The 26,684-nt window shown below is 56.9% G+C and carries 27 protein-coding genes; 24 read left to right on the top strand and 3 right to left on the bottom strand.

What is annotated here, in order from left to right:
* The first annotated feature begins 159 nt into the window (after positions 1-159).
* The 7 genes from ACUXAC_RS07885 to ACUXAC_RS07855 all read left to right on the top strand — a co-directional run bounded on the left by ACUXAC_RS07885 (position 160) and on the right by ACUXAC_RS07855 (position 7,941).
* Positions 160-444, top strand: coding sequence for a hypothetical protein (locus ACUXAC_RS07885; protein ID WP_154618163.1), 285 nt, complete (start codon positions 160-162; stop codon positions 442-444).
* A 56-nt stretch (positions 445-500) separates the two neighbouring features.
* The gene (locus ACUXAC_RS07880) at positions 501-767 is read left to right on the top strand and encodes a hypothetical protein (protein ID WP_038880676.1); all 267 of its coding nucleotides are present in this window, start codon (positions 501-503) and stop codon (positions 765-767) included.
* A 59-nt stretch (positions 768-826) separates the two neighbouring features.
* Positions 827-2,104 (top strand): TcdA/TcdB catalytic glycosyltransferase domain-containing protein, encoded by a 1,278-nt coding sequence (locus ACUXAC_RS07875; RefSeq protein WP_454266584.1) that lies wholly within the window; start codon positions 827-829, stop codon positions 2,102-2,104.
* A 100-nt stretch (positions 2,105-2,204) separates the two neighbouring features.
* The gene (locus tag ACUXAC_RS07870; RefSeq protein ID WP_102984733.1) at positions 2,205-3,479 is read left to right on the top strand and encodes an HlyD family secretion protein; all 1,275 of its coding nucleotides are present in this window, start codon (positions 2,205-2,207) and stop codon (positions 3,477-3,479) included.
* On the top strand, positions 3,472-5,571 hold the full coding sequence (locus tag ACUXAC_RS07865) for a peptidase domain-containing ABC transporter (protein WP_159317988.1): 2,100 nt from the start codon (positions 3,472-3,474) through the stop codon (positions 5,569-5,571). The genes ACUXAC_RS07870 and ACUXAC_RS07865 overlap by 8 nt, the downstream gene beginning before the upstream one ends.
* A gap of 470 nt (positions 5,572-6,041) precedes the next feature.
* Entirely contained in the window at positions 6,042-7,100 is a 1,059-nt protein-coding gene (locus ACUXAC_RS07860; protein WP_049199395.1) for a P1 family peptidase, read from the top strand.
* A gap of 16 nt (positions 7,101-7,116) precedes the next feature.
* The gene (locus ACUXAC_RS07855; RefSeq protein WP_060419052.1) at positions 7,117-7,941 is read left to right on the top strand and encodes a M55 family metallopeptidase; all 825 of its coding nucleotides are present in this window, start codon (positions 7,117-7,119) and stop codon (positions 7,939-7,941) included.
* Positions 7,942-7,953: 12 nt separating this feature from the next.
* On the opposite strand, the gene ACUXAC_RS07850 is transcribed toward ACUXAC_RS07855, so the two are convergent.
* Entirely contained in the window at positions 7,954-8,445 is a 492-nt protein-coding gene (locus ACUXAC_RS07850) for a DUF1003 domain-containing protein (protein WP_171555241.1), read from the bottom strand.
* Between the two features lie 269 nt (positions 8,446-8,714).
* Between ACUXAC_RS07850 and ACUXAC_RS07845 the strand changes: the two genes are divergently transcribed.
* From ACUXAC_RS07845 to ACUXAC_RS07815, 7 genes are all read left to right on the top strand, one after another.
* On the top strand, positions 8,715-10,937 hold the full coding sequence (locus ACUXAC_RS07845) for a xanthine dehydrogenase family protein molybdopterin-binding subunit (protein ID WP_038880657.1): 2,223 nt from the start codon (positions 8,715-8,717) through the stop codon (positions 10,935-10,937).
* Positions 10,937-11,395, top strand: coding sequence for a (2Fe-2S)-binding protein (locus tag ACUXAC_RS07840; RefSeq protein ID WP_038880659.1), 459 nt, complete (start codon positions 10,937-10,939; stop codon positions 11,393-11,395). The genes ACUXAC_RS07845 and ACUXAC_RS07840 overlap by 1 nt, the downstream gene beginning before the upstream one ends.
* An 11-nt stretch (positions 11,396-11,406) precedes the next feature.
* Entirely contained in the window at positions 11,407-12,711 is a 1,305-nt protein-coding gene (locus ACUXAC_RS07835) for a cytochrome c (protein WP_060419047.1), read from the top strand.
* Positions 12,712-12,834: 123 nt separating this feature from the next.
* Positions 12,835-12,981, top strand: a complete 147-nt coding sequence (locus tag ACUXAC_RS07830) for a hypothetical protein (protein WP_157800470.1) — start codon at positions 12,835-12,837, stop codon at positions 12,979-12,981.
* Between the two features lie 113 nt (positions 12,982-13,094).
* Positions 13,095-13,295, top strand: coding sequence for a lipoprotein (locus ACUXAC_RS07825; protein ID WP_089185938.1), 201 nt, complete (start codon positions 13,095-13,097; stop codon positions 13,293-13,295).
* Positions 13,296-13,612: 317 nt separating this feature from the next.
* The gene (locus ACUXAC_RS07820) at positions 13,613-13,894 is read left to right on the top strand and encodes a hypothetical protein (protein WP_060419045.1); all 282 of its coding nucleotides are present in this window, start codon (positions 13,613-13,615) and stop codon (positions 13,892-13,894) included.
* A 66-nt stretch (positions 13,895-13,960) separates the two neighbouring features.
* Entirely contained in the window at positions 13,961-14,230 is a 270-nt protein-coding gene (locus ACUXAC_RS07815) for a hypothetical protein (RefSeq protein ID WP_454266583.1), read from the top strand.
* On the opposite strand, the gene ACUXAC_RS07810 is transcribed toward ACUXAC_RS07815, so the two are convergent.
* Complete coding sequence (locus tag ACUXAC_RS07810) at positions 14,216-15,106, bottom strand: LysR family transcriptional regulator (protein ID WP_454266582.1); 891 nt, start codon at positions 15,104-15,106, stop codon at positions 14,216-14,218. The genes ACUXAC_RS07815 and ACUXAC_RS07810 overlap by 15 nt on opposite strands.
* A 110-nt stretch (positions 15,107-15,216) precedes the next feature.
* Between ACUXAC_RS07810 and ACUXAC_RS07805 the strand changes: the two genes are divergently transcribed.
* From ACUXAC_RS07805 to ACUXAC_RS07780, 6 genes are all read left to right on the top strand, one after another.
* The gene (locus ACUXAC_RS07805; protein ID WP_159317992.1) at positions 15,217-15,960 is read left to right on the top strand and encodes an SDR family oxidoreductase; all 744 of its coding nucleotides are present in this window, start codon (positions 15,217-15,219) and stop codon (positions 15,958-15,960) included.
* Positions 15,961-16,125: 165 nt separating this feature from the next.
* Complete coding sequence (locus tag ACUXAC_RS07800) at positions 16,126-16,971, top strand: MBL fold metallo-hydrolase (RefSeq protein ID WP_259677961.1); 846 nt, start codon at positions 16,126-16,128, stop codon at positions 16,969-16,971.
* 185 nt (positions 16,972-17,156) lie between these two features.
* Positions 17,157-17,954, top strand: a complete 798-nt coding sequence (locus tag ACUXAC_RS07795; RefSeq protein ID WP_087762879.1) for an AraC family transcriptional regulator — start codon at positions 17,157-17,159, stop codon at positions 17,952-17,954.
* A 67-nt stretch (positions 17,955-18,021) separates the two neighbouring features.
* Positions 18,022-18,654, top strand: coding sequence for a LysE family translocator (locus ACUXAC_RS07790; RefSeq protein WP_100395838.1), 633 nt, complete (start codon positions 18,022-18,024; stop codon positions 18,652-18,654).
* Positions 18,655-18,781: 127 nt separating this feature from the next.
* Positions 18,782-19,531 (top strand): SDR family NAD(P)-dependent oxidoreductase, encoded by a 750-nt coding sequence (locus ACUXAC_RS07785; protein ID WP_060440000.1) that lies wholly within the window; start codon positions 18,782-18,784, stop codon positions 19,529-19,531.
* A gap of 22 nt (positions 19,532-19,553) precedes the next feature.
* The gene (locus ACUXAC_RS07780; protein WP_454266581.1) at positions 19,554-21,017 is read left to right on the top strand and encodes an aldehyde dehydrogenase family protein; all 1,464 of its coding nucleotides are present in this window, start codon (positions 19,554-19,556) and stop codon (positions 21,015-21,017) included.
* A gap of 39 nt (positions 21,018-21,056) precedes the next feature.
* Here the strand turns inward: ACUXAC_RS07780 and ACUXAC_RS07775 are convergent, their stop codons facing one another.
* Entirely contained in the window at positions 21,057-21,971 is a 915-nt protein-coding gene (locus ACUXAC_RS07775; RefSeq protein WP_060439999.1) for an AraC family transcriptional regulator, read from the bottom strand.
* 84 nt (positions 21,972-22,055) lie between these two features.
* On the opposite strand from ACUXAC_RS07775, the gene ACUXAC_RS07770 reads away from it, so the two are divergent.
* From ACUXAC_RS07770 to ACUXAC_RS07755, 4 genes are all read left to right on the top strand, one after another.
* On the top strand, positions 22,056-23,399 hold the full coding sequence (locus ACUXAC_RS07770) for an MFS transporter (RefSeq protein ID WP_454266580.1): 1,344 nt from the start codon (positions 22,056-22,058) through the stop codon (positions 23,397-23,399).
* Positions 23,400-23,886: 487 nt separating this feature from the next.
* Positions 23,887-24,942 (top strand): adenosine deaminase, encoded by a 1,056-nt coding sequence (gene add, locus ACUXAC_RS07765; protein ID WP_084827838.1) that lies wholly within the window; start codon positions 23,887-23,889, stop codon positions 24,940-24,942.
* A complete protein-coding gene (locus ACUXAC_RS07760; RefSeq protein ID WP_454266579.1) occupies positions 24,939-25,904 on the top strand; it encodes a nucleoside hydrolase in 966 nt (321 codons plus the stop codon). The genes add and ACUXAC_RS07760 overlap by 4 nt, the downstream gene beginning before the upstream one ends.
* A gap of 271 nt (positions 25,905-26,175) precedes the next feature.
* Positions 26,176-26,586, top strand: a complete 411-nt coding sequence (locus tag ACUXAC_RS07755; protein ID WP_099782978.1) for a GNAT family N-acetyltransferase — start codon at positions 26,176-26,178, stop codon at positions 26,584-26,586.
* The last annotated feature ends 98 nt before the right edge of the window (positions 26,587-26,684 follow it).

Raw genomic sequence — 26,684 nt, 5'->3', positions numbered from 1 at the left:
ATTCCCATATGATGGGTTGCAATATTTAGAACACACTTAGCTTATTGTTTTTAATACTGAAATACAGGATGGTTATGGATTGTTATTAGTGTGTTTTACTTTTGCTACTACAGCTATTTTTAATGACTGTAAAACCAGTAAACCCATAGGAGAATATTTATGAAGGAAATTTTAAGTAGCCAATTCGATGCGGTGTCGGGGGGATGGCAGGATCGCGATGGGAGTGGAAAAAGATCGTCTGATAACGGAGGCTCTGGTTCTTCAGATCGTGGTGGAAATAACGGCGGTGACCGCGGGCTTCAGTCATTCTTGTCAAAAAACAGCCCTTATGGCAGCGGTTCCGGCGCCAGTGGTTTCTGGGGGAATGGCAGTTCTACAGGAAATGGGTATGGCGGCAATGGCACTGGACCGAGAGAGACCAGAGAATCCGGAACCAAACGTTAATTAACAGTTGCAATCCCAGCACAGAAGTAAAATTCTGTGCTTTTATGGGGTATATGATGAATAAATATGTTGTTTTTATAAAGAGCGATGAATCAAGGGTGCTGAGAAAGGAAGTGGTGACACGAGCAATAATTAAAGATATGAAGCAGAAGGGGTTCAGAAAACATCATGTTGAAGTAGACGCTGAGAACGAGAACGATGCCATTAACAAACTAAATAAGAACAGCAATGACTATTTAGATTCACTGAAAAATTTTTCTGGTGATTTATTGCTCTGTTCTATTTGCGTCATTGTTATGGTCATGGTTTATTTATTTAGCTGAGCCATAATCAGTATTGAATCATTAAAGTTATTTATACTATATTTTGCGTGGTGATTTAAATGGACCATGGCGTATTGGGTGTTGATTTGCCAAAGATAGAAAGGTTATCAGTTCCAAACATCCTGCATTTTGTATGGATCGGTGACTTAAATGAAGTAAATACGCATTATATCGACATATGGAAAAAAACGAATAAAGATAAGCAGATATTCTTTTGGTATGACAAAGACTCTTCACTGTGTCATTTACTAAACAATGCCATACAAGATTTAGTCAACGCAAAAAAAATTAAAAATAAAGCAAGTGTTGAGTTAAAAATAAAAAACTCAGCTTTTAATTATATATACCCCAAAATAAAGAAGGGCTTTTCTTTTGATGAGCTAGTTATTGATTTTTTGATAAAGAATGAGATCCCTTATCAAAGACAGCCAATGGCTATAGAAGGCGCATGGTTTGATTGCAGGGGCTTTATAAAAAAGAGTATAACGGAACTTTTTTGCAACGGTTCTGACGATTTCATTAAGTATTATTATTATGAGATTATATTAAGGTGTAATCTTGCCAGTGCAAGCGACATCATCAGGCTTTTAATTATCTACCAATATGGTGGAACTTATGTCGATGTTGACACACTCCCATACACTGATAACATATATCATGGGTTAAATAAGCATATAGAAGAGGAGGGCATTATCGAGAGTGACTCGCTTCTCTTATTTAAGATCATCTGTTTTTTAAAAAAGATAAATTCAGAAGAGCTACGGTCTGAAGTAGTGATTGGCTGTGATGAGAATGAGCCAGGAGTAAATGTTGTTGGGTTTGAAAAAATAAAACGGCTTATCGAACAGGATCTATCTGATTTTTCTATGGATATGATATTGCCATTGGGGGAAACATACGTTTATAAAAATTTGTTGGCGCTAGGATCGGTCAGAAGATTTAAAGGTGTTTATTTTAATAATTTCATATCTTCTCATCAAAAATCAAAAGCGATAAGGATTATCCTTAGGGCCATGAAGAAAAGGTATCGCTTTTTGGAAAAAAATAATTGCATATTTGATTGTTACGTTGATGATAAGACCACGTGTTACCTGACCAGAATTTTAACATGGCGGACCGAGTTAATAACAAGGAGCTATTGTGTGACTCCGGTCTTAACCGGTCCGGGATTAATTGTCGAGGTTTTATTGGGATTGGCTTATAAATTATTCAATATTGAATATTCAGTTGAACCACATGTTATAGCAGAGTGCATGCAAAATTCTGATTTTGGCATTGCACTATTCCAACACAACATAGATACACCTGATGGCGCCTATTCCACATGGCGAAAATAAAAAATAGCTTTGGATGCAAGGTGATTTAAGTTTCGCTGGGTTATTGTCAATCTACTAGCGTGTGAATTTTTTCATGATGCTTCACTAAGGGACGCTGAGCATGTTTCGCCAGGAAGCGATCGATAGTCAGAAAATGAAATGGCGTGGGCGGGCATTGCTGTTGCCCGGCATTCCCTTTTGGCTCACAGCAGGGCTCTGCCTGTTTTTTTTCATTGCCTTTCTCACTTTCGCGATCGCCGGCACCTATACCCGACGGGTCAACGTGACCGGAGAGATCAGCACCTATCCGCGCGCCGCTAACGTCTATTCCGCCGTCCAGGGGGTGGTGGTCAAACAGTTTGTCACCGAAGGGCAGGTGATCACCGCCGGCGCGCCCATTTACCAGATCGACGTCAGCAAGAGTACCCATAGCGGTGTGGTCAGCGACAACCAACGTCGGGACATCAATAGCCAACAGGCGCGCATTGCACAAATTATCAGCCGACTGGAAAGCAGCAAGCAGGCCACGCTCACCATGCTGGAAAAACAAAAGGCGCAATATACCGCCGCGTTCTCCCGCTCCACCGTTATCCTCGAACGCGCCCAGGAAGGGATACGTATCGCAAAGGAAAACATGGAGAACTACCGGCACTATCAGACCAAGGGGCTGATCAACAAGGATCAGCTCACCAACCAGGTGGCATTGTATTACCAACAACACAACAATCTGCTGAGTCTGTCTGGCCAGAATGAACAGAATGCGCTGCAGATCACCGCGCTGGAAAGCCGGATTCAAACCCAGGCCGCCGAATTCGACAACCAAATTTACCAGATGGAGTTGCAGCGCTACGAGTTGCAAAAAGAACTACTGAACATTGATGCCGGCGGGGCCATCGTCATCCGCGCACTGGCCGACGGTCGAGTCGACTCTCTGAGCGTCACGGTCGGTCAGATGGTCAACATAGGCGACAGCCTGCTGCAGCTACTCCCTCAAGATATCGAACACTATGCTCTGGTGCTTTGGGTGCCCAACGACGCCATCCCTTACATTACCGCCGGAGATAAGGTCAATGTGCGCTATGACGCCTTTCCGGCGGAAAAATTTGGCCAGTTCGCCGGCACCGTGTCTGTTATCTCCAAAGTCCCGGCTTCGCCTCAGGAAATGCTGACCTACCAAGGGGCTCCTAAAGCGGTACTGACCGCCGCCGTACCGTACTACAAGGTGATTGTTATGCCGGAGAAACAGGCCATTGCCTACGACGGTAAACGTCTGAGCCTGGAAAACGGCATGACAGCGCAAAGTACTTTGTTTCTGGAAAAAAGGACGATTTATCAGTGGATGCTGTCACCGTTCTACGACATGAAGCACAGCGCGACGGGGCCGGTCGATGAGTAAGCCCACGTTCAAACAGCAGGTTAGACAGCTGGATTTTCGGCTGCGCCATCGGGTCCCGATGGTGCACCAGGCCGAGTCATCGGAGTGCGGGCTGGCCTGCCTGGCGATGATTTGTGGCCACTACGGCAAAAACATTGACCTTATCGCGCTGCGTCGGCAATTCAACCTGTCAACCCGCGGCGCCACGCTGACCGGGTTAACCGGTATAGCCGAACAGCTGGGACTGGCCACTCGCCCTCTATCACTTGATATTGGCGAGCTCAGCGCGCTGAAACTCCCCTGTATTTTGCACTGGGAGTTCAACCATTTCGTGGTGTTGGTCAGTATCAAAGGTCACCGCGCGGTGCTGCATGATCCGGCGCGGGGGCGCCGGGTCGTCAGCCTGACGGAACTGTCGCACAGTTTCACCGGCGTGGCGCTTGAGGCCTGGCCCGGCAGCGCCTTCACCGCCGACAGCGTCCGCCATCGCATTCACCTGCGCACGCTGATTGGCAGCGTACACGGTCTTAAGGGGGCGCTCGGCAAAATATTTTGCCTGTCTCTGGTGTTCGAAACCATCAACCTGGTGATGCCGATCGGCACACAATTAGTGATGGACCACGCTATTCCCGCCGGGGATCGTGGATTGCTGACGCTCATCTGTGCCGGACTGATGATGTTCATCCTGTTACGGGCCACCATTGGTATGGTGCGGGCATGGTCCGGACTGGTCATGTCGACGCTCATCAACGTACAGTGGCAGTCCGGGTTGTTTACCCACTTGTTGCGCCTGCCGCTGGGCTACTTTGAACGACGCAAATTGGGTGACATTCAGTCACGCTTCCGCTCGCTGGATACGCTGCGCAGCACCTTTACCACCAGTATTATCGGCGCCATCATGGACGGCATCATGGTGATCGGCGTGCTGGTGGTGATGGTGCTGTATGGCGGTTGGTTGACCTGGGTGGTGATTGCGTTCACCGCGCTCTACGTGCTGATGCGGCTGCTGACCTACGGCTATTATCGCCAACTGTCCGAAGAAGCGCTGGTCAGAGAGGCTCGGGCCAGCTCGTATTTTATGGAGACGCTGTATGGTATCGCCACCGTCAAAATGCAGGGCATGGCGGAACGTCGCATTGCCCACTGGCTCAACCTTGAAATCGACACCATCAATACCGGTATCCGGGTCACCCGCATGGACATGCTGTTTGGCGGGATCAACACCTTCATTGCCACCTGCGATCAGGTCGTTATTCTTTGGCTGGGAGCCAGTCTGGTGATCGATAACCAGATGACCCTCGGCATGTTCGTGGCGTTCGGCGCCTTTCGCGGGCAGTTTTCCGACCGCATCGGGTCGCTGACAGAGTTTTTGCTGCAGCTGCGCATGATGAACCTGCATAACGAGCGCATTGCCGATATCGCCCTGCATCCGAGGGAGGCGCGTAAACCCGACCATCCTTATACGGCGGGCCTGCAACCCGTTGGGTTGACGACCCATGCCCTGAGTTATCGTTACGACAGCCAGTCACCGGCCATCTTTGATGGCCTGGACATCACTGTGGCGCCGGGCGAGAGCGTGGCCATCGTAGGCCCATCCGGCGCTGGCAAGACCACGTTGATGAAAGTATTGTGCGGGCTGTTTCCCCCGGACTCAGGGCGGGTTGAGGTGAACGGCGTCGATATCCGGCAGCTTGGCGTCAACAACTACCACAAGATGATCGCCTGCGTGATGCAGGACGACAAGCTCTTCTCCGGCTCGATCCGGGAAAATATCTGCGGGTTCGCGGACGAGGTGGACGACGCCTGGATGGAGGCCTGTGCCCGTGCCAGCTATCTGCACGATGTGCTTATGCGTATGCCGATGGGGTATGAAACCCCGATCGGCGAACTGGGGGAAGGATTGTCCGGCGGGCAGAAGCAACGCCTGTTCATTGCCCGGGCGATTTACAAGAAGCCGGCGATTTTGTTCCTGGATGAGGCCACCAGCGCGCTGGATAAGGAGAGCGAAGCTGTGGTGAATCAGGCCATCAAGAGACTCAATATCACGAAGGTGATCATTGCCCACCGTGAAACGACCATTGCGTCGGCAGATCGGGTAATTTATTTTGGTTAAAAATAAGGCACATGATGAGTGGTGATAATCAGCTCTCTCACCAGGTTATAATATGATAACCCAATGAGGGGACGTGATATCACCAGCGGCACTGGCCGCTTACACCGTTTCGGTTACGATTGCCCGCTAAAACCCCAATAAGGCTCAGGCCTGCGGCCCACCTCAAATGGTCTCCTGTATGCCGGAGAGGAGGCCTTCGCCGATTTTGCTCTCCCGTTCTTCATACCCGCCGTGGGCGATGACCCTGCCTTTGCCGTGCGTGAGGTCGCAGCGCTTGCACGCTTTCAACACCCGTTGTTTCACTCGATAGCGGCGTCGCCCTGGCCGTAGAGGCGGCAAAAAAGTGGTGCAGGCAATGAACGGTGATGGGGCCAGGCTATTTTTTCTGCCCGCTCCGGTTTTCAATTTACGGCGCGGCGCATTGCGCGATATTCTGGTTTTCTGATGGGCTAACGGCAGATGAGGGAACCATGACAGACAGCCAGGTGTTTGAACAACAAAGCCTCGACAATCTGCTGAGCTATTGGCGGCGCCATCGCCGCCTGCCGGGCGCGCGCTATCCGGCCGGGCCGACCGACAGCCTGTGCGACGTGCCGGGCGTCAGCGTTGGGCATCACACCCTGACCGACGGCGAATGCCAGACCGGCGTCACCGCCATCGTGCCGCCGGGCGATCTGTTCAACCAGCCGCTGCCGTGCGGCAGCGCGGTGCTCAACGGCTTCGCCAAGCCGCTGGGATTGGTGCAATTGAATGAGCTGGGGGAGTTGCAGACGCCTATTCTGCTGAGCAACACCTTCGCCGTCGGCACGCTGTTCAACGCCATGGTGCGGCGCAGCTGCCTGCGCTACCCACAGATCGGCCGCGGCAGCGCCACCATCAACCCGCTGGTACTGGAGTGCAACGACGGCTACCTCAACGATATTCAGGCGATGGCGGTGCGTGAGGAGCACGTCTTCAGCGCGCTGGATAACCATTCCACCCGCTTTGCGCGCGGCAGCGTCGGCGCCGGGCGCGGCATGAGCAGCTTCGGCCTGAAGGGCGGCATCGGCACGGCCTCGCGCTATTGCCCGGGGTTAGGCACCATGCTCGGCGTGCTGGTGCTGGCCAACTTCGGCACCCTCGACTCGCTGACGCTGAGCGGCGTGCGCGTTGGCCCGGCGCTGGGCAAGCTGTTGGCGGATCCGCCGCCGCAGGTGGACGCCGGCTCGGTCATTATCATCATCGCCTGCGATCGCGCGCTGGACAGTCGCCAGCTGAACCGCATCGCCCGCAGAGCGGGCGCGGGCCTGGGGCGGGTGGGCAGCCATTGGGGACACGGCTCCGGCGATATCGCGCTGGCGTTTTCCACCCGGTTGCTGGGGGCCACGCTGCCGGACGAAAGGCTGGAGCCGCTGTTTGCGGCGGCGGCGGACGCCACCGAATACGCGGTGCTGGATGCGTTGCTGAGCGCCGAAGGCGTCAGCGGCTTCCAGCAGCATGCGCGCGCAGCGCTGGGCCCGCTGCTCGACCGGCTGGCGGCGGCAAATTAAATAACGGGAGTGTGATGTGAAGGTCTTTATCTCTGCGGATATCGAAGGTATTGCCGGCGTGATGCGGCCGGAGCAGTGCAACCCGGCCCACGCCGACTATGCGGCGGCGCGTGAACTGATGGAGCAGGAGGTCAACGCCGCCATCGACGGCGCTTTCGCCGGCGGGGCCACCGAGGTGACGGTGGCCGACAGCCACGCCATGATGCAGAACCTGCGCGCCGATCGCATCGATGGGCGCGCGCGGCTGGTGCAGGGCAAACCGCGCGGGCTGTCGATGGTGGAAGGGCTGCAACACCAACGCTACGACGGCCTGATGTTTATCGGCTACCACAGCGCTGCCGGTGAACATGGCGTGCTGGCGCACACCATCAACGGCCGGGCCTTTTACCGCGTCAGCCTGAACGGCGAAGCGGTGGGCGAAAGCGATCTGTATGCAGCGGCGGCGGCCGAATTGAACGTGCCGCTGTGGCTGGTGAGCGGTGACGACGAGCTGCAACGCTGGATTGCTGAACGTTATCCTCAGTCCGGCTATGTGTGCGTGAAGCGCGCCATCTCGCAAACCGCCGCCGAATCGCTCAGCCCGCAGCGGGCGCGCGCCGAGATCCGTGAACGGGCGATGCAACAGGTGCGCCAGGGCGGGAAGCTGCCGGTGGAACGCCGCTTCATGCCGCCTTATCGGCTGACGTTGATGGCGGCCAAACCGGTGCTGGCGGATCTGTTCAGCCTGGTGCCCGGCGTGCAGCGCCAGGACGCGCTGACCGTGGCCTTCGACAGCGACAACATGGCGGCGCAAATCAACCTGCTCAGCGTCTTCTCCTATCTGGCGACGACGCAGAACTGAGGGATAACGCCGTTACAGGCGCTCGCGGTTGGCGAGCTGAAGGGTGAGGTTTTCAATGCGCTCGGCCATCTGCTTCGTCAGGGCGGTTAATTCCGTATTTTGCTTCAGCAGCTCGAGCAGCTGTTCGGACTGCCGTTCGGCCAGGGTTTGCCGCTGTGCCATCGCCTCATCCAGATCTTCCCGGTGCCGGGCATCGGCCAAGGCATGCGCCTGGTCGCGCTCGGCCTGGCGGGTTTGCGCCAGCAGGATCAATGGCGCGGCGTAGGCGGCCTGCAGACTGAACGCCAGATTCAGCAGAATGAAGGGGTAAGGGTCAAATTTGGTGAAGCCGGCGAGGTTGAGATAGATCCACACGCCGACCACCACCGTTTGTCCCACCAAAAAAGTCGGCGTGCCGAAGAAGCGGGCGAACGCTTCGGCTTTCAGGGCAAACCATTGATCGCCAAAGGTATGGCTTAACCCTTGCAGCGGCCGATACAGACGAAATTTCTTGTGTTCCGACATAGCGGTAAGGCTCATAGAGATTGGAAGTGTTTCATTTATAGCACAAATGCATTTAAAGACGCGCCCAGCGGCCGCCTGGCGCCGATGGCCCGCACCGCACGATTTCTCAACGAAAAATCCCTTATCAAGATTAGGCCTGCTGGATAATAGGCTACGCTAATTATTGCTCTGTTGCGCTATATCACCTGACGGGTGCGACAAGCCATTCCATAACAAGATTTGTTTCGCCGAAGGCAGTGACGCCTTCGGCTTTTTTGGAGTCATGAGCAATGAGCATATCCCAAGTTCCGCTTTCGCGGCGGCGGTTTATCGTCGGCGCCGGGGCGTTGGTGATCGGCGCCTATCTGCCGTCCACCGGCGCACTGGCGCGTTCGGCTGCCCCGGCCGCCTCCGGCGCGGCGGCGTTTGACGCCAACGCCTTCGTTCAGATCGGCGCCGACGGCGTCGTCACCGTGATCAGTAAACACACCGAAGTGGGCCAGGGGGTCTATACCGGCATGGCGACGCTGGTCGCCGAAGAGCTCGATGCCGATTGGGCGCAGGTACGGGTCGTCGCCGCGCCGGTGGACACCAATATCTACAAAAACCTGACCTTCGGATTCCAGGGCACCGGCGGTTCCAGCTCGGTGGCCAATGCCTATGAGCAGATGCGGCGCATGGGCGCCATGGCGCGTGCGCTGCTGGTGCAGGCCGCCGCACAGAGTTGGAAAACCTCGGCGCAGGAAATTACCGTGCAGGCGGGCAAGATCCGCCATGCCGCCAGCGGGCGCGAGGCGGGCTTCGGCGAATTCGCCGCGCTGGCCGCCACGCTGCCGCCGCCCGATCCCGCCAGCCTGACGCTGAAGGATCCGGCCAATTTCACCCTGATCGGCAAAACGCGCGGCCTGCACCGCGTCGATTCGCTGGCGAAAACCAACGGCAGCGCGCAGTTCTCGCAGGATATCCATGAGCCGGACATGTTGACCGTCACCATCAAGAAGCCGCCGCGCTTCGGCGGCAAGGTGGCGACCTTCGATGCCGAACGAGCGCTGGCGGTGCCGGGGGTGGTGGCGGTGAAGCAAATCGCTACCGGCGTGGCGGTTTACGCCAAAAACACCTGGGCGGCGATCCAGGGGCGGGAGCGGCTGAAGGTGACGTGGGACGACGCGCAGGCCGAACGGCGCAACACCGAGGAGATCTACGCCGAATTCCGCCAGGTGGCGCAGAAAACCGGCGTGGTGGCGAAGAGTCTCGGTAAGCCGGACGAGGTGTTCGACAAGGCCGACAAGGTGATCGAGGCCGAATACACCTTCCCGTACGTCGCGCACGCGCCGATGGAGCCGCTGGACGGCTATCTGTTCTGGGACGGCGAGAGCGTCAAGGCGCGCTACGGCTGCCAAATCCAAACGCTCGATCACAAGCAGCTGTGCGATCTGTTCGAGTTGCCGCCGGACAAGGTGCAGATTGAAACCATTCTGGCGGGCGGCAGCTTCGGCCGGCGCATCGATTTAGGCAACCCGACGCTGGGGCCGGATCTGGCGGCCGACATGGCGGCGGCGGCCAAGGGCATCGGCCCCGGCCACGGCGTGAAGGTGGTATGGACGCGCGAGGACGACATTCGCAACGGCTGGTATCGCCCGATGATCCTGCACCGCCTGCGCGGGGCCATCCGCGGCGGCAAGGTGGTGGGCTGGACCGATACCGTGGTCGGCCATTCCTGGACGCGCCACAGCGCGATGGATGCGCTGGTGGTCAACGGCCTCGATCAGATGATGGTCGAGGGCGCCAGTGAGGTGTCATACACCTTCGAAGCCTTCCGCTGCGATGCGCACATCGTGCCGGGCAAGGTGCCGACCACCTCGCTGCGGTCGGTGGCCAGCACCCACACCGGCCACGCGGTGGAGAGCTTTATCGATCAGCTGTTGCAGGAAACCGGGCAGGATCCGGTCGAAGGGCGGCTGGCGCTGATGGGCGATGCGCCGCGTGCGGCGGGCGTGCTGCGCGCGGTAGCGAAAGCCGCTGACTGGCAGGGCGCGAAAGTGGTGGACGGACGCGCGCGCGGCGTGGGCGTCGCCAAGGCGTTCGATACCTATGTGGCGCAGGTGGCCGAGGTCTCGATCGGCGAAGGCGGCATCCCGAAAGTGCACAAGGTGTGGTGCGCGGTGGACTGCGGCGTGGCGGTGAACCCCGACGTGATCCGCGCGCAGATCGAGGGCGGCATCGGCTACGGCCTGAGCATGGCGCTGTACGGCAATATCACGCTGAAAGATGGCGTGGTCGAACAGTCCAATTTCAATAACTTCCGCCCGCTGCGCATCGATGAGATGCCGGAGATCGAGGTGATCATCGTGCCCTCGAGCGAGAAACCGACCGGCGTGGGCGAGTTGGGGGTGCCGACCATCGCCCCGGCGGTCGGCAACGCGCTGGCGCTGCTCGGGCGGCCGCGCACCTCGCTGAGCCTGCCGCTGCATAATCCTACCGCGAACCCGGCGTCTGACAAGGAGAGAACCTGATGATTCAATTAACCGTAAACGAGCAGCCGCTGACCTTCGAGGGCGATCCGCACATGCCGCTGTTGTGGTTTTTGCGTGACGAAGCCGGCCTGACCGGCACCAAGTTCGGCTGCGGCATCGCCATGTGCGGCGCCTGTACCGTGCATCTGGACGGTGTGCCGGTACGATCGTGCATGACGCCGGTCTCCGCCGCCGTCGGCAAAAAAATCACCACCATCGAAGCCGTGGGCGCCACGCCGGAAGGCAAGGCGGTGCAGGAAGCCTGGCTTGATCTGGATGTGGTGCAGTGCGGCTACTGCCAGTCCGGCCAGATTATGAGCGCCAGTGCGCTGCTGGCGCAAAGCAAGGATCCGAGCGATGCGGACATCGACGCGGCGATGGGCGGCAACGTCTGCCGCTGCGCCACCTATGTGCGCATTCGCGCCGCCATCCACCAGGCCGCCAAGGCGTTGGGTTAGGGAGAGATGCGATGAGCAATGCCTTGAAAGGGCTGTTATGGCTGATTATCGCCGTGGTGGTGTTGGCGGGAGGATACGCGCTGTACACGCTGCTGCGGCCCACCGGCGCGGAGCCTGCGGCGCCGATCGCCGGGGCGCCGGCCGGCATCACCGATAAACTGGCGCGCGGCGAGTACCTGGCGCGCGCCGCCGACTGCGTGGCGTGCCACACCGCGCCGGGCGGCACGCCGTATGCGGGCGGCTTCGCCTTCAAACTGCCGTTCGGCACCATTTACGGCACCAACATCACCGCCGACAAGGAGACCGGCATCGGCAACTGGAGCGACGATCAGTTCGTGCGTGCGGTGCGTGAGGGCATCGGCCCGCAGGGCAACCTGTATCCGGCGATGCCGTACACCTCGTACACCGAACTGAGCCGCGACGACGTGCTGGCGATCAAGGATTATCTGTTCAGCCTGCCGCCGGTGAAGCAGGCCAACCCGCAAAACGATTTGTCGTTCCCGTTCAACCAGCGTTGGGGCATGAAATTCTGGAACCTGGCGTTCTTCCATGAGCAGCGCTTTGCGCCGGATCTCAACAAGGACGAGCAGTGGAACCGCGGCGCCTATCTGGCGACGGCGCTCGGCCACTGCGGCGAGTGCCATACGCCGCGCAATCTGGGGTTCGGCCTCAACCAGAGCAAGCACCTGAGCGGTGAAGTGGTGCAGGGCTGGTTCGCCGCCAACATCACGCCGGATAAGCAGACCGGCATCGGCGGCTGGAGCGACCAGCAGCTGTCGCAATATCTGGCCACCGGCCATGCCCCGGGGCGCAGCAGCGCCGCCGGCCCGATGGCGGAAGCGGTGGAAAACAGCCTGCAGTTCCTGACGCCGGAAGACAATCTGGCGCTGGTGAAATACCTGCGCGATATCGAACCGATCGCCGGCGACGGCGCAGCGGCGGTGAACCTGCAGCCGAAGGGCGCGGGGGCTTCCACACCGATCCTGCCGGGCGGGCAAGACAGTTCGCTCGGCCGGCGGGTGTTCGCCAACGACTGCAGCGGCTGCCACCAGTGGAACGGGCCGGGCCGCCAGAGCGAGTACGCGTCGCTGGTAGGCAGCACGGCGGTGAACGATCCGCAGGGGCGCAGCGTGGTGCAGGCCATCCTGAAGGGGACGAGCATCAGCATCGGCGATCGGCATGAAATGATGCCGGCGTTCGGCAGCGCCTATTCCGACGAGGAAGTGGCGGCGGTCGCCAACTTCGTGGTCGGCCACTTCGGCGATAAGCAGGGCAACGTCACCGCCAAACAGGTGGCGGAGCAGCGCAAGCAGTAGCGCATCGCGGCCGCCACGGCGGCGTGCAGATTAAAGGCGGCGATATCGCGGATATTGCCGCTTTTTTTATTGCCGGCATGCCGGCGGCAGTGTGACGCTCAATCAAAAATCAGAGGGGGGACCGTGATAAAAATCGTAACGTTGTTAACCAATCAAAACTACCTGGCCTGTCTTGTAGCAGCATTACTCTTCATCGTTACGGCCGATACCAACCATCTGCGTGATAGCATTAACTATGGGCTGCAGGCCGTCTTTGATGCTGAAGGATAATAGTAAACAAACCCACCGATGAGGTGGTTTTTTTGCTTTCTAGGGGGTGCTTTACCCAGCAAGTGAGATTCGTTATCATTTGCCTGGTTGATTGTTACTATAAGGATGTAGAGATGCAAAAGTCACTATTGGTTGCCCTGGGTGTGATAGTTCTATCAGGATGTGCAGGCCAGAACGATGATTATCAATTGAATAGCAAACAATCGTCTGCTCAGAAAGACAGCAAAGAGTGGAAGGAGTTTGTTGCTCCTCTGTCTACCAAAACGCAATCACCACAAGACAGACTGATGAAGCGTGCTGAGAGAAATTACTAACAGAGAAAAGCCCATTTGAGTGGGATTTTTGCTTTCTGGCATTAGTGTTTTTTTAATGGTATATCACTCCCAAAATTCGCTATGAACTCAGGGTTAAAAGCTATCGCGAGCACGACTGCCGCCAGAGCCAGTATCAACATTTTCTTTTGCATAGTGACCTCATAGCTATTTAGTCAGAAGCCATGTTGTCACGCTGACCACACTTGATTCCAGGGAAAAGCCCGACAAATCGCGGGCGAAAACCGCTTTTCGTTGCCTACTTCATGCTCTCTGTTACCATGTAACGACTTGTTACTTGTCTATGGGAAAAGGACGAAATGCTTAAGTTGATTGGTGGGCTGCTGATTTTAGTTGGTGCAATTACTGTTGGTTACGCTATCGGCATGGAAGTTACTGTTGGCTACGTTGATAAGGTTTACAACAGTGGGCTGATGGCAAACCGAGAGATTTACACAATTGCAGGTAGTGCAACGGCTATTATCGGCACCTTAGTTGCTATGACTGGGGTGATTGCTGAGTTTTTGGAAAAAAGAGAAAACGAAAAGTTAGACATCTTGAAAAATATCAAGAATGGCTTAGCTGACCACCTAGAGAAATAATCTCTCTCGAAAAAATTATTTATAACCTCGCTTCGGCGGGGTTTTTTTATGCCCGGAGAACACTAAATGTCAGAACAAGACGGCGGCAGCCTCGTCTATCAGGTCGATATCGACACTGCAAAAATGATCACCGGGAGCCGTAGGGTATCTGTTGTTCTTGAGGATATGGAAAAACAGTCAGGAAAGGCAGAGGCCAGCTTATCAAAACTCGAGCGCCAGGCTGGTTCTACAGGCTTAACTCTTGGCACTCTGCCACGTGTCGCTAAAGCTGAGCAGATGACCACCGGCGGCAGTGCGCAATATTGGGTGGGCAAGGCGGGGTTAGCCCTGGCTTAATTGATTGAAAAGATAGTCAAAGACCACGCGCACGCGCGCCGGGCAGGCGTGCTGATGCGTATGATAGAGGTTGACCGGCCAGGGCGGCGGGGCGTCGCCCGGCAGAACGGCTACCAGCTCACCCGCAGCGAGGTGTTTTTCAACTAAATACCCGGCCAGTTGGCCAAAGCCTAAACCGGCGAGCACCGCTTTACGCTCTATATCGGGCGTGTCGGTGACGAAGGCGGCGGACTTCGGGTAGAGATAACGTTTTTGGCTAAATTCCCAGGGCCAGTAGCGCCCGGTCTTGCGGTTCACCAGCGCGACAATCGGCAGATGGGCGAGTTGGTCTACCTGCTCCGGCGGCGGCAGGCGATCGAGCAGCGTCGGCGAGGCAACCAGATGGAAAGGCATGGTTCTGGGCTGGCGAACGATACAGGTTTGGTCGTACAGAAAGCCGATGCGAATGCCGATATCAATTCTTTCTTCGACCAGATCGCTGTGGATATTCGACAGGTGGAACTCGATCGTAATCGCAGGATACTGGCGCGCGAATTCCGCCAGTATCGGCATGACGACCTCGCTGCCATAGGTATGCGGCGCCGTAAGGCGCACCACGCCGCCGAGATCTTCCGCCGCTTTCCCCTGCGGCTGAAACAGCCTGTTCAACTGATCCATCGCCGTTTTGGCCTGCTCAAGAAAGCCGAGGCCGAAATCCGTGATTCTCACGCTGCGGGTATTGCGGTGGAACAGCTGCTCACCGAGCACCGACTCGAGCTCTTTGATGGCTCGGGTGACTTTTTGCGGGGAAATGCCGAGCCTGGTCGCCGTGTGTTTAAAGTTCATCTCCTCGGCGGCGGCGCAGAAAATGCGCAAGGCTTCTTGTCTGTTTTGCACGTTGACCTCTTTGTTCCAAAAAATGGAATTCTCAAAGCATAACACTTCCATTTACCGGGCGGAAACGGCGGATAAAGTATTCGCACTGACCCTAACAAGAGGAACGAGAGATGAACCGTATTTCAGGCAAAGTGGTGGTGATTACCGGCGCCAGCAGCGGGCTGGGCGAGGCGACCGCATTACATCTGGCCGCGCAAGGGGCGACGGTGGTGGTGGTGGCGCGCAGGAAAGATCGTCTTGATGCGCTGGTTCGGCAAATCGTTGGCGACGGCGGCACCGCGTTGGCGCTGCAGGTGGATGTGACGAAGCGTCAGGAGGTCGAAGCGATGATCGCCCAGACCGTCAGGCAGTTTGGCAAGATTGATGTCCTGGTCAACAACGCGGGGCTGATGGCGATCGCACCGCTGAGTGCCGTGAAGGTCGATGAATGGGAACGGATGATCGATATCAATGTGAAAGGCGTGCTGTACGGCATCGCGGCAACCTTGCCGCTGTTCGAAAAGCAGCAATTCGGTCATTACATCACCATTTCCTCCATTGCCGGCAAGAAGGTGTTCAGCCCCGGCGGCACGGTCTATAGCGGCACTAAATTCGCGGTCAGCGCGATCGCCGAAGGTTTGCGTCACGAAGTTGGCGGAAAGATCAGAACCACGACGATCGCCCCCGGCCTGATCGACACCGAACTGAAACAGGGCAGTTCGCATGCGGAAAGTTTGCAGGCCGTCGGCGAACTCTACCAGAGCCAGGCAATTTCCGCCGATGCCATCGCGCGCGCCATCGCCTATGCGATCGAGCAGCCTTCGGACGTGGATGTGAGTGAGATTGTCATCAGGCCGACCGTGCAGGAGTTTTAAATCGCCAGGGGGCATTCCCAGGGCTTTTAGCCGTATTTTCTTATCGTTATGAGGTTTTCTATGCGTCGCAATCTGCTTATTGGCGCCTTTTTCGCCGCTTTTTCTGCCGCTGCAATGGCCGCGGCGCCTTTTTCTACAATAGACAATCCCGGGTTTTACCGGATCATGCTGGGCGATGTGGAAGTGACGGCCCTGTCTGACGGCATCAGCCCGATGCCCGCCGATAAAATCTTGATCAACACCCGGCCGCAGCAGCTTGAAAAGGCGATGGCGGCCAACAACCTGTCGCTGCCGTTACCGACCTCGGTGAACGCCTACCTGATCAATACCGGAAGCAAGCTGGTTCTGGTCGATGCAGGCACCGGCGCGCTGCATGGCGAAGCGCTGGGCAAAATGATGAAAAACCTGAACGCTTCCGGCTATCAGGCGGAGCAGGTGGATGAGATTTATTTAACGCACCTGCATCCCGACCATGTGGGCGGGTTGATGGCGGACAAGCGTCTCGCCTTCCCGAACGCCACCGTCTGGGTGGAAAAAGACGAAGTCGCTTTTTGGCTGAGCGAAGAGAAAAAACGGCAGGCGGAAGAGAAAGATAAACGTTTCTTCGATGCCGCCATCGCCTCATTGCAGCCTTACGTCACGGCGGGGAAACTCAAAACGTTTGAAGGCAATCAGGCGCTCACCCCGGGCATTTCGGCTATCGACACGCGTGGGCACACGCCAGGGCACAGCGTGTTCGCCGTCGAAAGCAAAGGGCAAAAGATGGTGATTCTGGGGGATATGATCCACGTCGGCTCGGTGCAGTTTCCCGATCCGAATGTCGCCATCGCCTATGACATCGACGTCCCCGCCGCGGTTGCGCAGCGCAAGCGGCTGTTCGATGACCTCGCGCAGCAAAGGGCGCTGGTCGCAGGGGCGCATTTGTCTTTCCCGGGTCTTGGTTACATCAATAAACAGGGGAAAGGTTACGACTGGCAGCCGTTGAACTATGGCGCGATGAATCCACATTAATCGGCATGAGAGCAAGGCAAGAAGGCAGACGAACAATGTGAAGGGGCCAGGCGGCCCCTTTTTTCCGACGTTCAGAAAGCCGCTTCCGCGCAGAGCGCAGGGCTTTCACGCCGTACGTTGTGTGTTATTTTGGCCGCTGTGGATAACCGGCAATCGGGTAAAAGAGGATGGGCAATTCGGCATTTATGCATCGTTTTGACGCATTGGGCGGGCTTGAACTGCTCGTCGCGGACTTTTCAGACCATCGGTTTGACGTGCATTGGCATGATACCTGGTCGATTGGCGTTGTCCTGCGCGGCGCCAATAACAACAGCGCCAAAGGCGATGCCGACGGTATCGTCAGCCGTGGGCAAGTCAGCCTCATCGCGCCGGGGCAGATGCATGCCGGGACGGTGCTGGGAGAAGAGGGATGCCATTATTTCATGTTTTACCCCAGCCACGAGATGCTGCTGGACGCGGCGGAAAACATGGAGATGCCTCTGCCAGCGGCAGTGAAGGGGAAGCATATCGACCATGCGCCTTTCGCCAACCGGCTGTGTGAGGCCGCGACGGTATTGACCGCGGCGCAATCCAGCCGTTTCGACCGGGAGGTGGCCTGGAGCCACTGTGTGGCGGATCTGCTGGCGGTGTGTTCCCCGCGGCGCGCGCCATTGGCAGACGCCGGCATCGCACCGGGCTTGCGCAGGGCGAAAGAGTATCTGCACGATAACCCGGCGCGGGAAGTGCGTCTGGAGAGGCTGGCGCAGGCCGCCGGTCTGTCCAGGTTTCACCTTTGCCGCCAGTTCTCGGCAACATTCGGCTTGTCGCCGAGCCGCTATCAGCGGCAGCTTAGGCTGCAGCAGGCGAAGGTTTTGCTATCCCGGGGCGGCGACATCGCGGAAATCGCCGTCGCCTGCGGGTTCGCCGATCAGTCGCACCTGGGCAGGGCGTTCAAGTCGAGTTACGGCGTGACGCCGCGCGGCTATCGCGATCGCTGCCTGTGAGCAATATCGTTCTATCTCGCCGACTTACGGGGGCCGACAATGCGCCTATTTACGACGCGAGAAAATCATGGTCATCGAATTATCCACGCTGGGTTTATTTGCCCTTTCGGCCGCCGTCTTAACGCTTATTCCCGGCGCCGATATGCTTTGCGCACTGTCCAATGCCGTCAGCCAGGGAACGAAAGCGGGGCTGATTACCGTATTGGGGGCGGTCACCGGGGTGATATGCCACGTCTGTTTTGCGATTGCCGGCGTCACGGCGCTGATCGCCTCTTCGCCGCTGCTGTATCAGCTTTTCGTCATCGGCGGCGCGCTGTACATCATGTGGGTCGGGTTGGGCATTTTTACCCAGGCAAATGCGATTGGCCTGGAAAACCACGGCGAGCGCAAAAGCCGCAAAAGGCTCTATTCGCAAGGATTGCTGACCAACCTGCTTAACCCCAAGGCCATTATTTTCATGCTGGCGTTTATTCCGCAGTTTATTCGGGTGGAGGCGGGCAGGCCGGGAATGCAGATGCTGATATTAGGCATTGAACTCATCGTCATCATGTTTCTGATTGAAGTTCCCCTGGTATTTCTGGCGGGAAAGATCGCGCTGAGGATAAAACGGCGTCCGGTCATCGGGATTTATATCAATAAATGCTTCGGTGGCGTCATTCTGTTATTAGCCTGCACCATTTTGGCCGCGCGTTTACTCTAAAAATGCCACTTCTCTTTTAGGCAAAGTTGTTCGTTCGATAAGGTTTTATGTTCGCCCCGCTATGCTGCACGGCGAGCATTTACCGTAATCTTCTCCCGAGTTTCACAGACACTGAGGAGAATGACGAATGAAACGCTTTGAAAATAAAGTTGCCCTGGTGACGGGCAGTTCAAAGGGCATTGGCGCCGCTATTGCTAAACGCCTGGCGGCGGAAGGCGCCGTGGTTTTCATTAACTATTCCCGCGGGCGTGAAGATGCCAACCGGTTGGTTAAAGAGATCAATGAGCAGGGCGGCGTCGCTTTTCCGCTGCAGGCCAATGTCGGCATTGAGGCCGAAGTCAACGACCTGATGCAAAACATTGTCGAGCAGTATGGTCGCCTGGACGTGCTGGTCAATAACGCCGGGGTTTATGCCACCAATAGCCTGGAAGCCTTCAGCGACGCGGAATATGAAAGGCACTTCAATTTAAATGTCAAAGGGCTGATTTATTGCTGCAAGGCGGCGGTCGCCGCCATGCCTGAATCGGGCGGCAGCATCGTCAATATCAGCTCCAGCGTGACCTCGTTTACGCCGGCCAATTCGCTGGTTTATACCGCTTCCAAAGCCGCGGTCGATTCGATCACCAAGACGCTGGCCAACGAGCTTGGCGGGCGCAAAATCCGGGTCAATGCGGTCAATCCTGGCTTGGTCATCACGGAAGGCGTGCATGACAGCGGCTTTTTCGATACCGATTTCAAAACGCACATTGAATCCATCACCCCGCTGGGGCGCATCGGCACACCGGAGGATATCGCCCCGGCCGTGGCCTATCTCGCCTCGGACGAGGCGGGTTGGGTGACCGGCGAGAGCCTGATCGTCGGCGGCGGTTTGCATTAATTTAGCGAAGAATGGAACAGAAATGACATTAGATAAAGCCTACGGGCCACTGATTAACGGCGTATTCGAGCTGGATGGCACGGACATTCATCCCGTGATTTCCCCCTCGAGCGGGGAGCGTCTGGCGGATTTGCACTACTGCAACGAACGGGACGTCGAGCGCGCCGTGTTGGCGGCGGAAGCGGCTTTCCCCGCCTGGAAGGCATTAGGGCAGCAGGCCCGCGCTCGCCTGGTGGCGCAGCTGGCGGATGTGCTGGAAAGCGATCTGGAAAGAATGGCGCAAATCGACGCGCGGGATGTGGGCCGCTGTATCAGCGAAGTGCGCCGCGATTATCAAACGGCGGTCAGACACTATCGCTATTTCGCCGCAGTTGTCATGGGGCACGAAGACAGCGGCAGAAGCATCGCGGACGGCTACAGCCTGGCGAAACGCGAGCCGCTCGGCGTCTGCGGGCAGATTATCCCCTGGAATGCGCCGGCGATCATGGCGGCGTTCAAGCTGGCACCGGCGCTGGTGACCGGCAACACGGTGGTGCTGAAGGCCGATGAAAACGCCTCGCTCTCCACGCTGGAGCTGGGCAAGATGATCGCCAACATTTTCCCTGCCGGCGTCGTCAACATCATTACCGGGCTCGGGAGCGTGGCGGGGGCGGCGCTGACCGGCAACCGCAAGGTGCGCAAGCTTTCGTTCACCGGCAGCACGGAGGTGGGCAAGCGGGTGGCCAAGGCCGCCGCGGAGCGGCTGGTGCCCGTCGCGCTGGAGCTGGGCGGGAAGAGCCCCAATATTGTGTTCCCGGACATCGAAGACCTGGACGCGGTGGTGGACAACGTGACCTTTGCCGCCATCCACAATAACGGCCAGTCCTGCCTGGCGGGCACCCGGCTGTTCGTTCACGCGGACATTTACGACCGTTTCAGCGCCAAACTGGTGACGGCTTTCGAACGGGCGCGCGTCGGTTCACCGCTGGCCGAGCAATCCCGGGTCAGCTGCCTGGTTTCTGAAAAGCAGGGCGAGCGGGTGCTGGCTTATATTCGGACCGGCCTCGAGGAGGGCGCCACCCTGCTGACCGGCGGCAAACGCCGCGCCGTCGCCGGCTGCGAGCATGGCTACTTCATTGAGCCGACGATCTTTGCTGCGGAAAATGGCATGCGCATTTGCCAGGAAGAAATTTTCGGGCCGGTGCTGACGCTGATCAAATGGTCAGACTACGACGAGATGATCGCCCAGGCTAACGACAGCGAATATGGGCTGGCGTCGGGGATCTACACCCGCAGCCTGAAAAACGCCCTGGCGACCGCAGACCGGCTGGAAGCCGGGTCCGTATGGATCAACCGCTACTCGAACATTACCGATGGCACCGCGTTCGGCGGTTACAAGAACAGCGGGATCGGCCGCGAGTTCTGCAAAGAAACGCTCAATGCCTACACGCAAATAAAAACCATCACGCTGCAGACGGATCTGCCCGCGGCCTGGTTTGCAGAATAAGGATAAGACCGGCACAGGGACGTGCCGCCGTTGGCTGCTTCAGGAAATATGGCTGCCGATATAACTCCTTGGCGACGCGCCCATGCTTTTCTTGAACGCGGTACTGAAGGCGCTTTCCGATTCATATCCCAGGTCAAAGGCGATCTGGGATATTTTTTCTTTATTGGCGACCATTCGCTCGATGGCCAGGCTAAAACGCCAGATGCGAATGTATTCGTTGACGCTGTAGCCGGCCAGCTTTCTGAAGCGGGTGGTGAAGGCGGTGCGCGACATGCCGGCCACGCCGGCGAGCTCGTCCAGGCGCCATTTTCTGCCCGGCTGGTCGTGTATGCGGGTCAGCGCGAGGCCAATATGTTTGTCCGCCATCGCGTAAAACCAGCCCTCGCCGCGGCCGAGCGCGCCGGAAGAGAGCAGCATGCGCAGCGCCTGCGTCAAAATGATCTGCAGCAGATGCTCGGTGATGAGTTCACTGCCCGGGCCGGGATTCTCTATCTCCGACGAGAGGCGGCTCAGGAAATCCTTGATGCCGGCGTTCTCCTCCCGCTGCGTTTTGATCACGATGGGTTCGGGCAGGCTGGTGATAAAGCGGAAGGTATCGTTGATCTGAAATACGAAGCGGCAACCCACAAAGGAGAAATCGCACCCGCCGTTGCTGAAGCAGGATGAGCGGTCTTTCATCACGTGAATTTTTGTTATATCGATGGCCGGCGCGTTAGGGTGATCAAAAATGCTGAATTCGCGCCCGCTGGATAAGATCAGCACATCGCCTTGTTCAATCGGGTAACTGTTGGCGTCGCCCGCCAGTTTAATGAAAAAGGATCCGCGCTTGGCGATATAAATTTTCATCCCGGAATAGTCGGGAAACAGCGCTTTGGTATTAGCGCTCATGTCAAACGTCACAATTTTCTGGCTGCTGATTTTTAGCCTGGAAACAATATCGGATAGCGGATCCATTATTACCTGCTTGTCTGATGCGTTTACTGTTGAGCATAGTCGCTATTGCGCCAGGGTTATGCATGATCCCGGCAGTGCGGCGAGGTGAACGCATTATGGGTGAGGCGCCAGCCGGTGTACAGGCTATCCCGCCGTCCTGTCCGAACGATAAGAAAAAAAGTGCGAACGCGAAAGTTCGCGATCCGGTCGGGTGCTACGATCGGTATTTTCCATGATGGTGGCATAATGACTTCTGACCAGACAAACCGCAGCCAGGTGAGCCTATTGGCGGCGTTGACGATCGCTTTATTTTTTATCTTGTTGAACAGCGGCTCTCCTACGCCGTTATATCCCCTCTATCAAGAAACCCTTGGCCTGAGTAATATCGACCTGACCTTCATTTTCTCTTCCTATGGGTTTGGCGTATTGCTGGCCTTGTTTTTATCACGCAGGCTCACCATCACCGATAAAAATGCCCGGCTGCTGGTGGTGGTGTCGCTGATGGTGGTGGTGGTGCCAACGCTGTGCTTTTCCTTTGCTCGTTCTTTGCAGGCGCTGTGCCTGTTCAGGTTTATTTCCGGGTTAGGGGCCGGTACGGCCACGGCCATCATCAACATCTTGTTGATCAACGTCAGCCGCGGTGACAGCGCCAAACGCGCCGCGCTGCTGGGCAGCCTGGCTTTGGTGACCGGCCTGGCGCTGGGCCCGGTGATCAGCAGTATTTACGCCCAGCTGGCGTTTTACCCGCTCACTTCGCCGGCGGTGACCATCGCCGCGTTGGTTTTCCTCTCCGCGATCGCCATCGTCCTGCTTTGGCCGAAGAAAGGATTGCCTACCCTCGGCGTTGCGGACACGAAAACGGCAGAAAAGGGCGCCGGTTTTAGCCAACCGCTGTTCTATCTGCTTGCGCTGTGCGTGTTTATCTCCTGGTCATACGCCGCGCTGATCCTGTCGTTGGGGCCGACGGCCGCGATCCAGGTCTTCGGGCTCCAGTCACCCGCGGGCTTTGGCTATATCGCCACCGGTTATTTACTGGTGGCCGGCGTGGTGCAGTTCACGATTCCGCGTTTTCTGAAGCCTGAGTTTTCTTTGGTGCTAGGGCTGATTGCGCAGGTTTTCTCTATGGTGATGATGACCATGGCGCTCGAAAGCGGTTCTGTGGCCAGCGCGGCGGTGAGTCTGGCGCTGTCCGGCTTCTCGTACGGCGCGGTTTTTGTGGGCGGTGCCATCCTGGTCAATAAGCTCTCGCTAGCGGCGCCAGGGTGGAACGCGGTGTCGAAGTTTTACTTTATCGTCTATTTGTTCAATATCATGCCGCCGGCCGCAGGTTGGCTGGCGGATAAAATAGGGGTAGTGGGCGCCTTGTTCGCCGCCATTGTCCTTTTTATGGCGATATACATCGCCTTTGCCGTGCTGGCGCTGTGGGCGCTGTTGCTGAGAAAGGCCTGACGTTTCCGGCGTTGGGGAAGGGCTTTACAAGACCCCCTGGCTTTCATAAGCTTGGCGGCGTGTTTTGGCGCTGATGGTTGGCGATGGCCGCGCATAACAGCGGCTGCCGGCGAACACTCTGCTTTAACACGCCATGTTTTACATAGGTTCAGGTAAGAGAACGGCCCCATCGATGATTGCCGGCGCCCATAGAAGTCGGGCGTTGCAGTGAGGATGGGGTGATGCCGTGCCGGCTTCGGTGATGAGAGGTGTCACCGGTTGCCGCACGCATAGGTTACTGACCTGTTGATGAATTTTTGGATGGCCTGCCATCTAACTCATTACAGGATTAACAGATTGCGATGCTTACCCTAGATCATTCCTCGTCTCACGGCGTTTTTTACCGCATTCACTCCCCCTTCAGCGAGGCCTTCGCACCCATGCCGTCACTCACGGTGCGCGAAAAAGTGCTCGTTGGCCTGCATAAATAACCCTTGGGAGCCATTTTATGGAATGGAATGTAAACCAAACCACGCTCTCTCGAGCGCAGATGGTTTCCCTGCCGAAGGCGGAAGTGCACGTGCATCTGGAGGGCTGCTTTGAGCCGGAACAGCTCTCGGCCTGGGCGTTATCCTCGGGGATACCGATGCCCAGAAAGCAGGCCGAGCTGCTGAATTTTAACGGGCTTGCCGACTTTCTCGATTTCCTCGATTGGTCCTGCAGCCTGGTGAGCAGCCGCGAACGCCTGGCGCAGTTAAGCTACTCCTATGCACAACGGCTGTCGCGGGATGGCGGGCTGTACGCCGATCTGATTTTCAACCCGACCCATTGGAAAGCGTGGCGCGGCAGGCTTGGTGACATGATCGACGCGATTGACGCCGGTTTGCGCGCGGCCGAAGAAGATGGATTGGCGTCCGTTGGGCTGTGCGTCAGTTTGCTCCGCCGGCAAACCGCCGCCGAGGCGAGTGAGCTGGTGGATTTTTTAACCGCGCTGCGGCACCCCAGAGTGGTCGCGCTGTCCGTCGATGGCAATGAGGCCGTCACCAAAGGCAGCGGTGCGCGTTTTGCGCAGGCTTTCGCCCAGGCGGGCAAGGCCGGGTTGAAGCGAACCGTGCATGCCGGGGAGTCCAGCGGTGCAGAGGGCGTGCGCGACGCCATCTTGCTGCTGGGGGCCGACCGCATCGATCACGGCGTTCGGGCGATAGACGACCCGGCCGTAGTGGCGCTGTTGGCTGAACGACGTATCCCCATCGGCGTATGCCTGACCTCGAACATCAAACTGGGCGTCTATCCCGGCTACGCGGAACATCCGCTGCGCCGGCTGCGGGATGCCGGGGTCATCGCGACCATCAATACCGACGACCCGGTCTTATTGCATACCACGTTGGTGGATGAATATCTGATCTGTCAGAGCGAATTTGCATTTTCCACCCAGGATATCGTCGATGTGGCCCTGAATGCTTTTGCCGCCAGTTTCGCCGGCGACGAGGCAAAAACGGAGTATCGGAAGAAAATGGATCTTTGGGTTGCCTCTCTTAATACAGAAAATGGAGACAAGCGGTGAGCGAGAAGAGAATAAAATTATATTTTGACTGCGATACCGGCATCGATGATGCGATGGCGCTGGGCTATTTGCTCGCAGAAAGCGACAAGGTGGATATTCTGGCGATCGGCACGGTTTGCGGCAACGTCGCCGCCGATGCCGGAGCCAGAAATACGCTGGAGCTTGCCCGCCTGGCCGGTTTTCCCGCGATCCCCGTCGCCGTGGGGGAACGGGATTACCTGCGCCAGGCGTATCTTTGCGATGTGCAGCATATACACGGTGACAACGGCATCGGCGACATCGCGCTGGAAGCCTCACACGCCAAGCTGGCGCCGCTGCCGGCCCCCGACCTGTTGGTTAAGCTGGCCAGAGCGCACCCGGGGGAGCTGGACATCTTGGCGACCGGCCCGCTGACCAACATCGCCAAAGCCTTGCAGCTTGAGCCCGCGCTAGGAGAGCTTATCGGCACGCTGACGATCATGGGCGGTGCGGCTCTGGCGCCCGGCAACCGAACGCCCGTTGCGGAGGCGAATATTGCCTGCGATCCGGAGGCGGCGGCCATGGTATTTAAAGCGATGAAGAATATCGTGATGGTGCCGCTTGATGTCACCATGTCGCATACCTTTGAAGAGGCGGATCGGCTCAAACTGCTGTCGGCCGAGAGCCGGTTTGCGCAGGCGATAGGGCAAATGCTGGAGCGGTATATCCAGTTTTATATCAATACCTACGGCCGCAAAGCCTGCGCGCTGCACGATCCGGTGGCTGCGGTGTTGGCGGTGCAGGGCATCGGCGCCTGCCTTGCGCCTAACGTGAAGGTGACGATCGATGATTCCGACGGGCCAGGCCGCGGGCAAACCCTGTGCGATATGCGGGGACGATATATGAACTATCCGCCGCAGCCCGATGCCAACTGCCATGTGGTATTAAGCACCGAGCTTAATATGTCGGAGTTGCTGCTCGCGAAGCTGTTGTCGCTGGCGTAATTCGTCTCTATCGACAACGTCTGAGTGTATAAGAGGCCTTTCCGGAGGCCTCTGAATGAGCACTGAAGAAGGGGGAAAGAGATCGGGCTGGATTTATCGATCCGCAGGAGTGCGAATCCAAATCGATGGATGCGTTTGGTATTTGTTTAGCGCATGTTGAGTACAGTGTTTCCCCTGTACAGTCTGATTATTGATGCGTTTTGCCGAATTAAGCCGGGCCATAAAGTATTAACCAATCTTCCTTTTTTATTTTATATATGCGGAACATGTTGTGGAAAATGAAAATTTAACGTTGCATCATGACAATGATGCACGCTCCTTTCTGGAGGGCCAGCTCGATAGATTTAATTCAAAGTTCATGGGATTAAATGCTCACGAGTATGGTGTTTATTATAAAGACGGCGATGAGAAAATAATCGCGGGACTTTATGCAGAGTCTTACGGGGCCGTTTTTTACATCCATTATCTTTGGATTGATGAAGCGCAGCGCGGCCGGCGTTTAGGCCACCGTCTGCTGGAAGCTGCAGAGGCTCATGCCAGACAGTTGGGATGCGCCAGCGTCTCCGTGGACACGTTTAGCTTTCAGGCGCCCAATTTCTACCTGAAACAGGGTTTTCAAATGATTGGCGAGTTGGATTGTGGCAATGAAATAACACGCTCCTATCTGAACAAACAACTGTAATATCTGTTTTTTATAAAAGGAATTCGGTTAACTCACTGAGATCAATGTGTTGTTCTTAATATGAAATATGACGCTTTGGCCGATGTGACGGAGCGCGA

The sequence above is a fragment of the Serratia sp. 121840015-1 genome (genome assembly GCF_053627655.1).
This window is presented reverse-complemented; position numbering and strand designations above follow the sequence as displayed.

Bases quoted from the DNA above. Each gene is read 5' to 3' on its own strand.
- ACUXAC_RS07885 (WP_154618163.1), top strand. From the start codon at position 160: ATGAAGGAAATTTTAAGTAGCCAATTCGATGCGGTGTCGGGGGGATGG.
- ACUXAC_RS07880 (WP_038880676.1), top strand. From the start codon at position 501: ATGAATAAATATGTTGTTTTTATAAAGAGCGATGAATCAAGGGTGCTG.
- ACUXAC_RS07875 (WP_454266584.1), top strand. From the start codon at position 827: ATGGACCATGGCGTATTGGGTGTTGATTTGCCAAAGATAGAAAGGTTA.
- ACUXAC_RS07870 (WP_102984733.1), top strand. From the start codon at position 2,205: ATGTTTCGCCAGGAAGCGATCGATAGTCAGAAAATGAAATGGCGTGGG.
- ACUXAC_RS07865 (WP_159317988.1), top strand. From the start codon at position 3,472: ATGAGTAAGCCCACGTTCAAACAGCAGGTTAGACAGCTGGATTTTCGG.
- ACUXAC_RS07860 (WP_049199395.1), top strand. From the start codon at position 6,042: ATGACAGACAGCCAGGTGTTTGAACAACAAAGCCTCGACAATCTGCTG.
- ACUXAC_RS07850 (WP_171555241.1), bottom strand. From the start codon at position 8,445: ATGTCGGAACACAAGAAATTTCGTCTGTATCGGCCGCTGCAAGGGTTA.
- ACUXAC_RS07845 (WP_038880657.1), top strand. From the start codon at position 8,715: ATGAGCATATCCCAAGTTCCGCTTTCGCGGCGGCGGTTTATCGTCGGC.
- ACUXAC_RS07840 (WP_038880659.1), top strand. From the start codon at position 10,937: ATGATTCAATTAACCGTAAACGAGCAGCCGCTGACCTTCGAGGGCGAT.
- ACUXAC_RS07835 (WP_060419047.1), top strand. From the start codon at position 11,407: ATGAGCAATGCCTTGAAAGGGCTGTTATGGCTGATTATCGCCGTGGTG.
- ACUXAC_RS07825 (WP_089185938.1), top strand. From the start codon at position 13,095: ATGCAAAAGTCACTATTGGTTGCCCTGGGTGTGATAGTTCTATCAGGA.
- ACUXAC_RS07820 (WP_060419045.1), top strand. From the start codon at position 13,613: ATGCTTAAGTTGATTGGTGGGCTGCTGATTTTAGTTGGTGCAATTACT.
- ACUXAC_RS07815 (WP_454266583.1), top strand. From the start codon at position 13,961: ATGTCAGAACAAGACGGCGGCAGCCTCGTCTATCAGGTCGATATCGAC.
- ACUXAC_RS07805 (WP_159317992.1), top strand. From the start codon at position 15,217: ATGAACCGTATTTCAGGCAAAGTGGTGGTGATTACCGGCGCCAGCAGC.
- ACUXAC_RS07800 (WP_259677961.1), top strand. From the start codon at position 16,126: ATGCTGGGCGATGTGGAAGTGACGGCCCTGTCTGACGGCATCAGCCCG.
- ACUXAC_RS07795 (WP_087762879.1), top strand. From the start codon at position 17,157: ATGCATCGTTTTGACGCATTGGGCGGGCTTGAACTGCTCGTCGCGGAC.
- ACUXAC_RS07790 (WP_100395838.1), top strand. From the start codon at position 18,022: ATGGTCATCGAATTATCCACGCTGGGTTTATTTGCCCTTTCGGCCGCC.
- ACUXAC_RS07785 (WP_060440000.1), top strand. From the start codon at position 18,782: ATGAAACGCTTTGAAAATAAAGTTGCCCTGGTGACGGGCAGTTCAAAG.
- ACUXAC_RS07780 (WP_454266581.1), top strand. From the start codon at position 19,554: ATGACATTAGATAAAGCCTACGGGCCACTGATTAACGGCGTATTCGAG.
- ACUXAC_RS07775 (WP_060439999.1), bottom strand. From the start codon at position 21,971: ATGGATCCGCTATCCGATATTGTTTCCAGGCTAAAAATCAGCAGCCAG.
- add (WP_084827838.1), top strand. From the start codon at position 23,887: ATGGAATGGAATGTAAACCAAACCACGCTCTCTCGAGCGCAGATGGTT.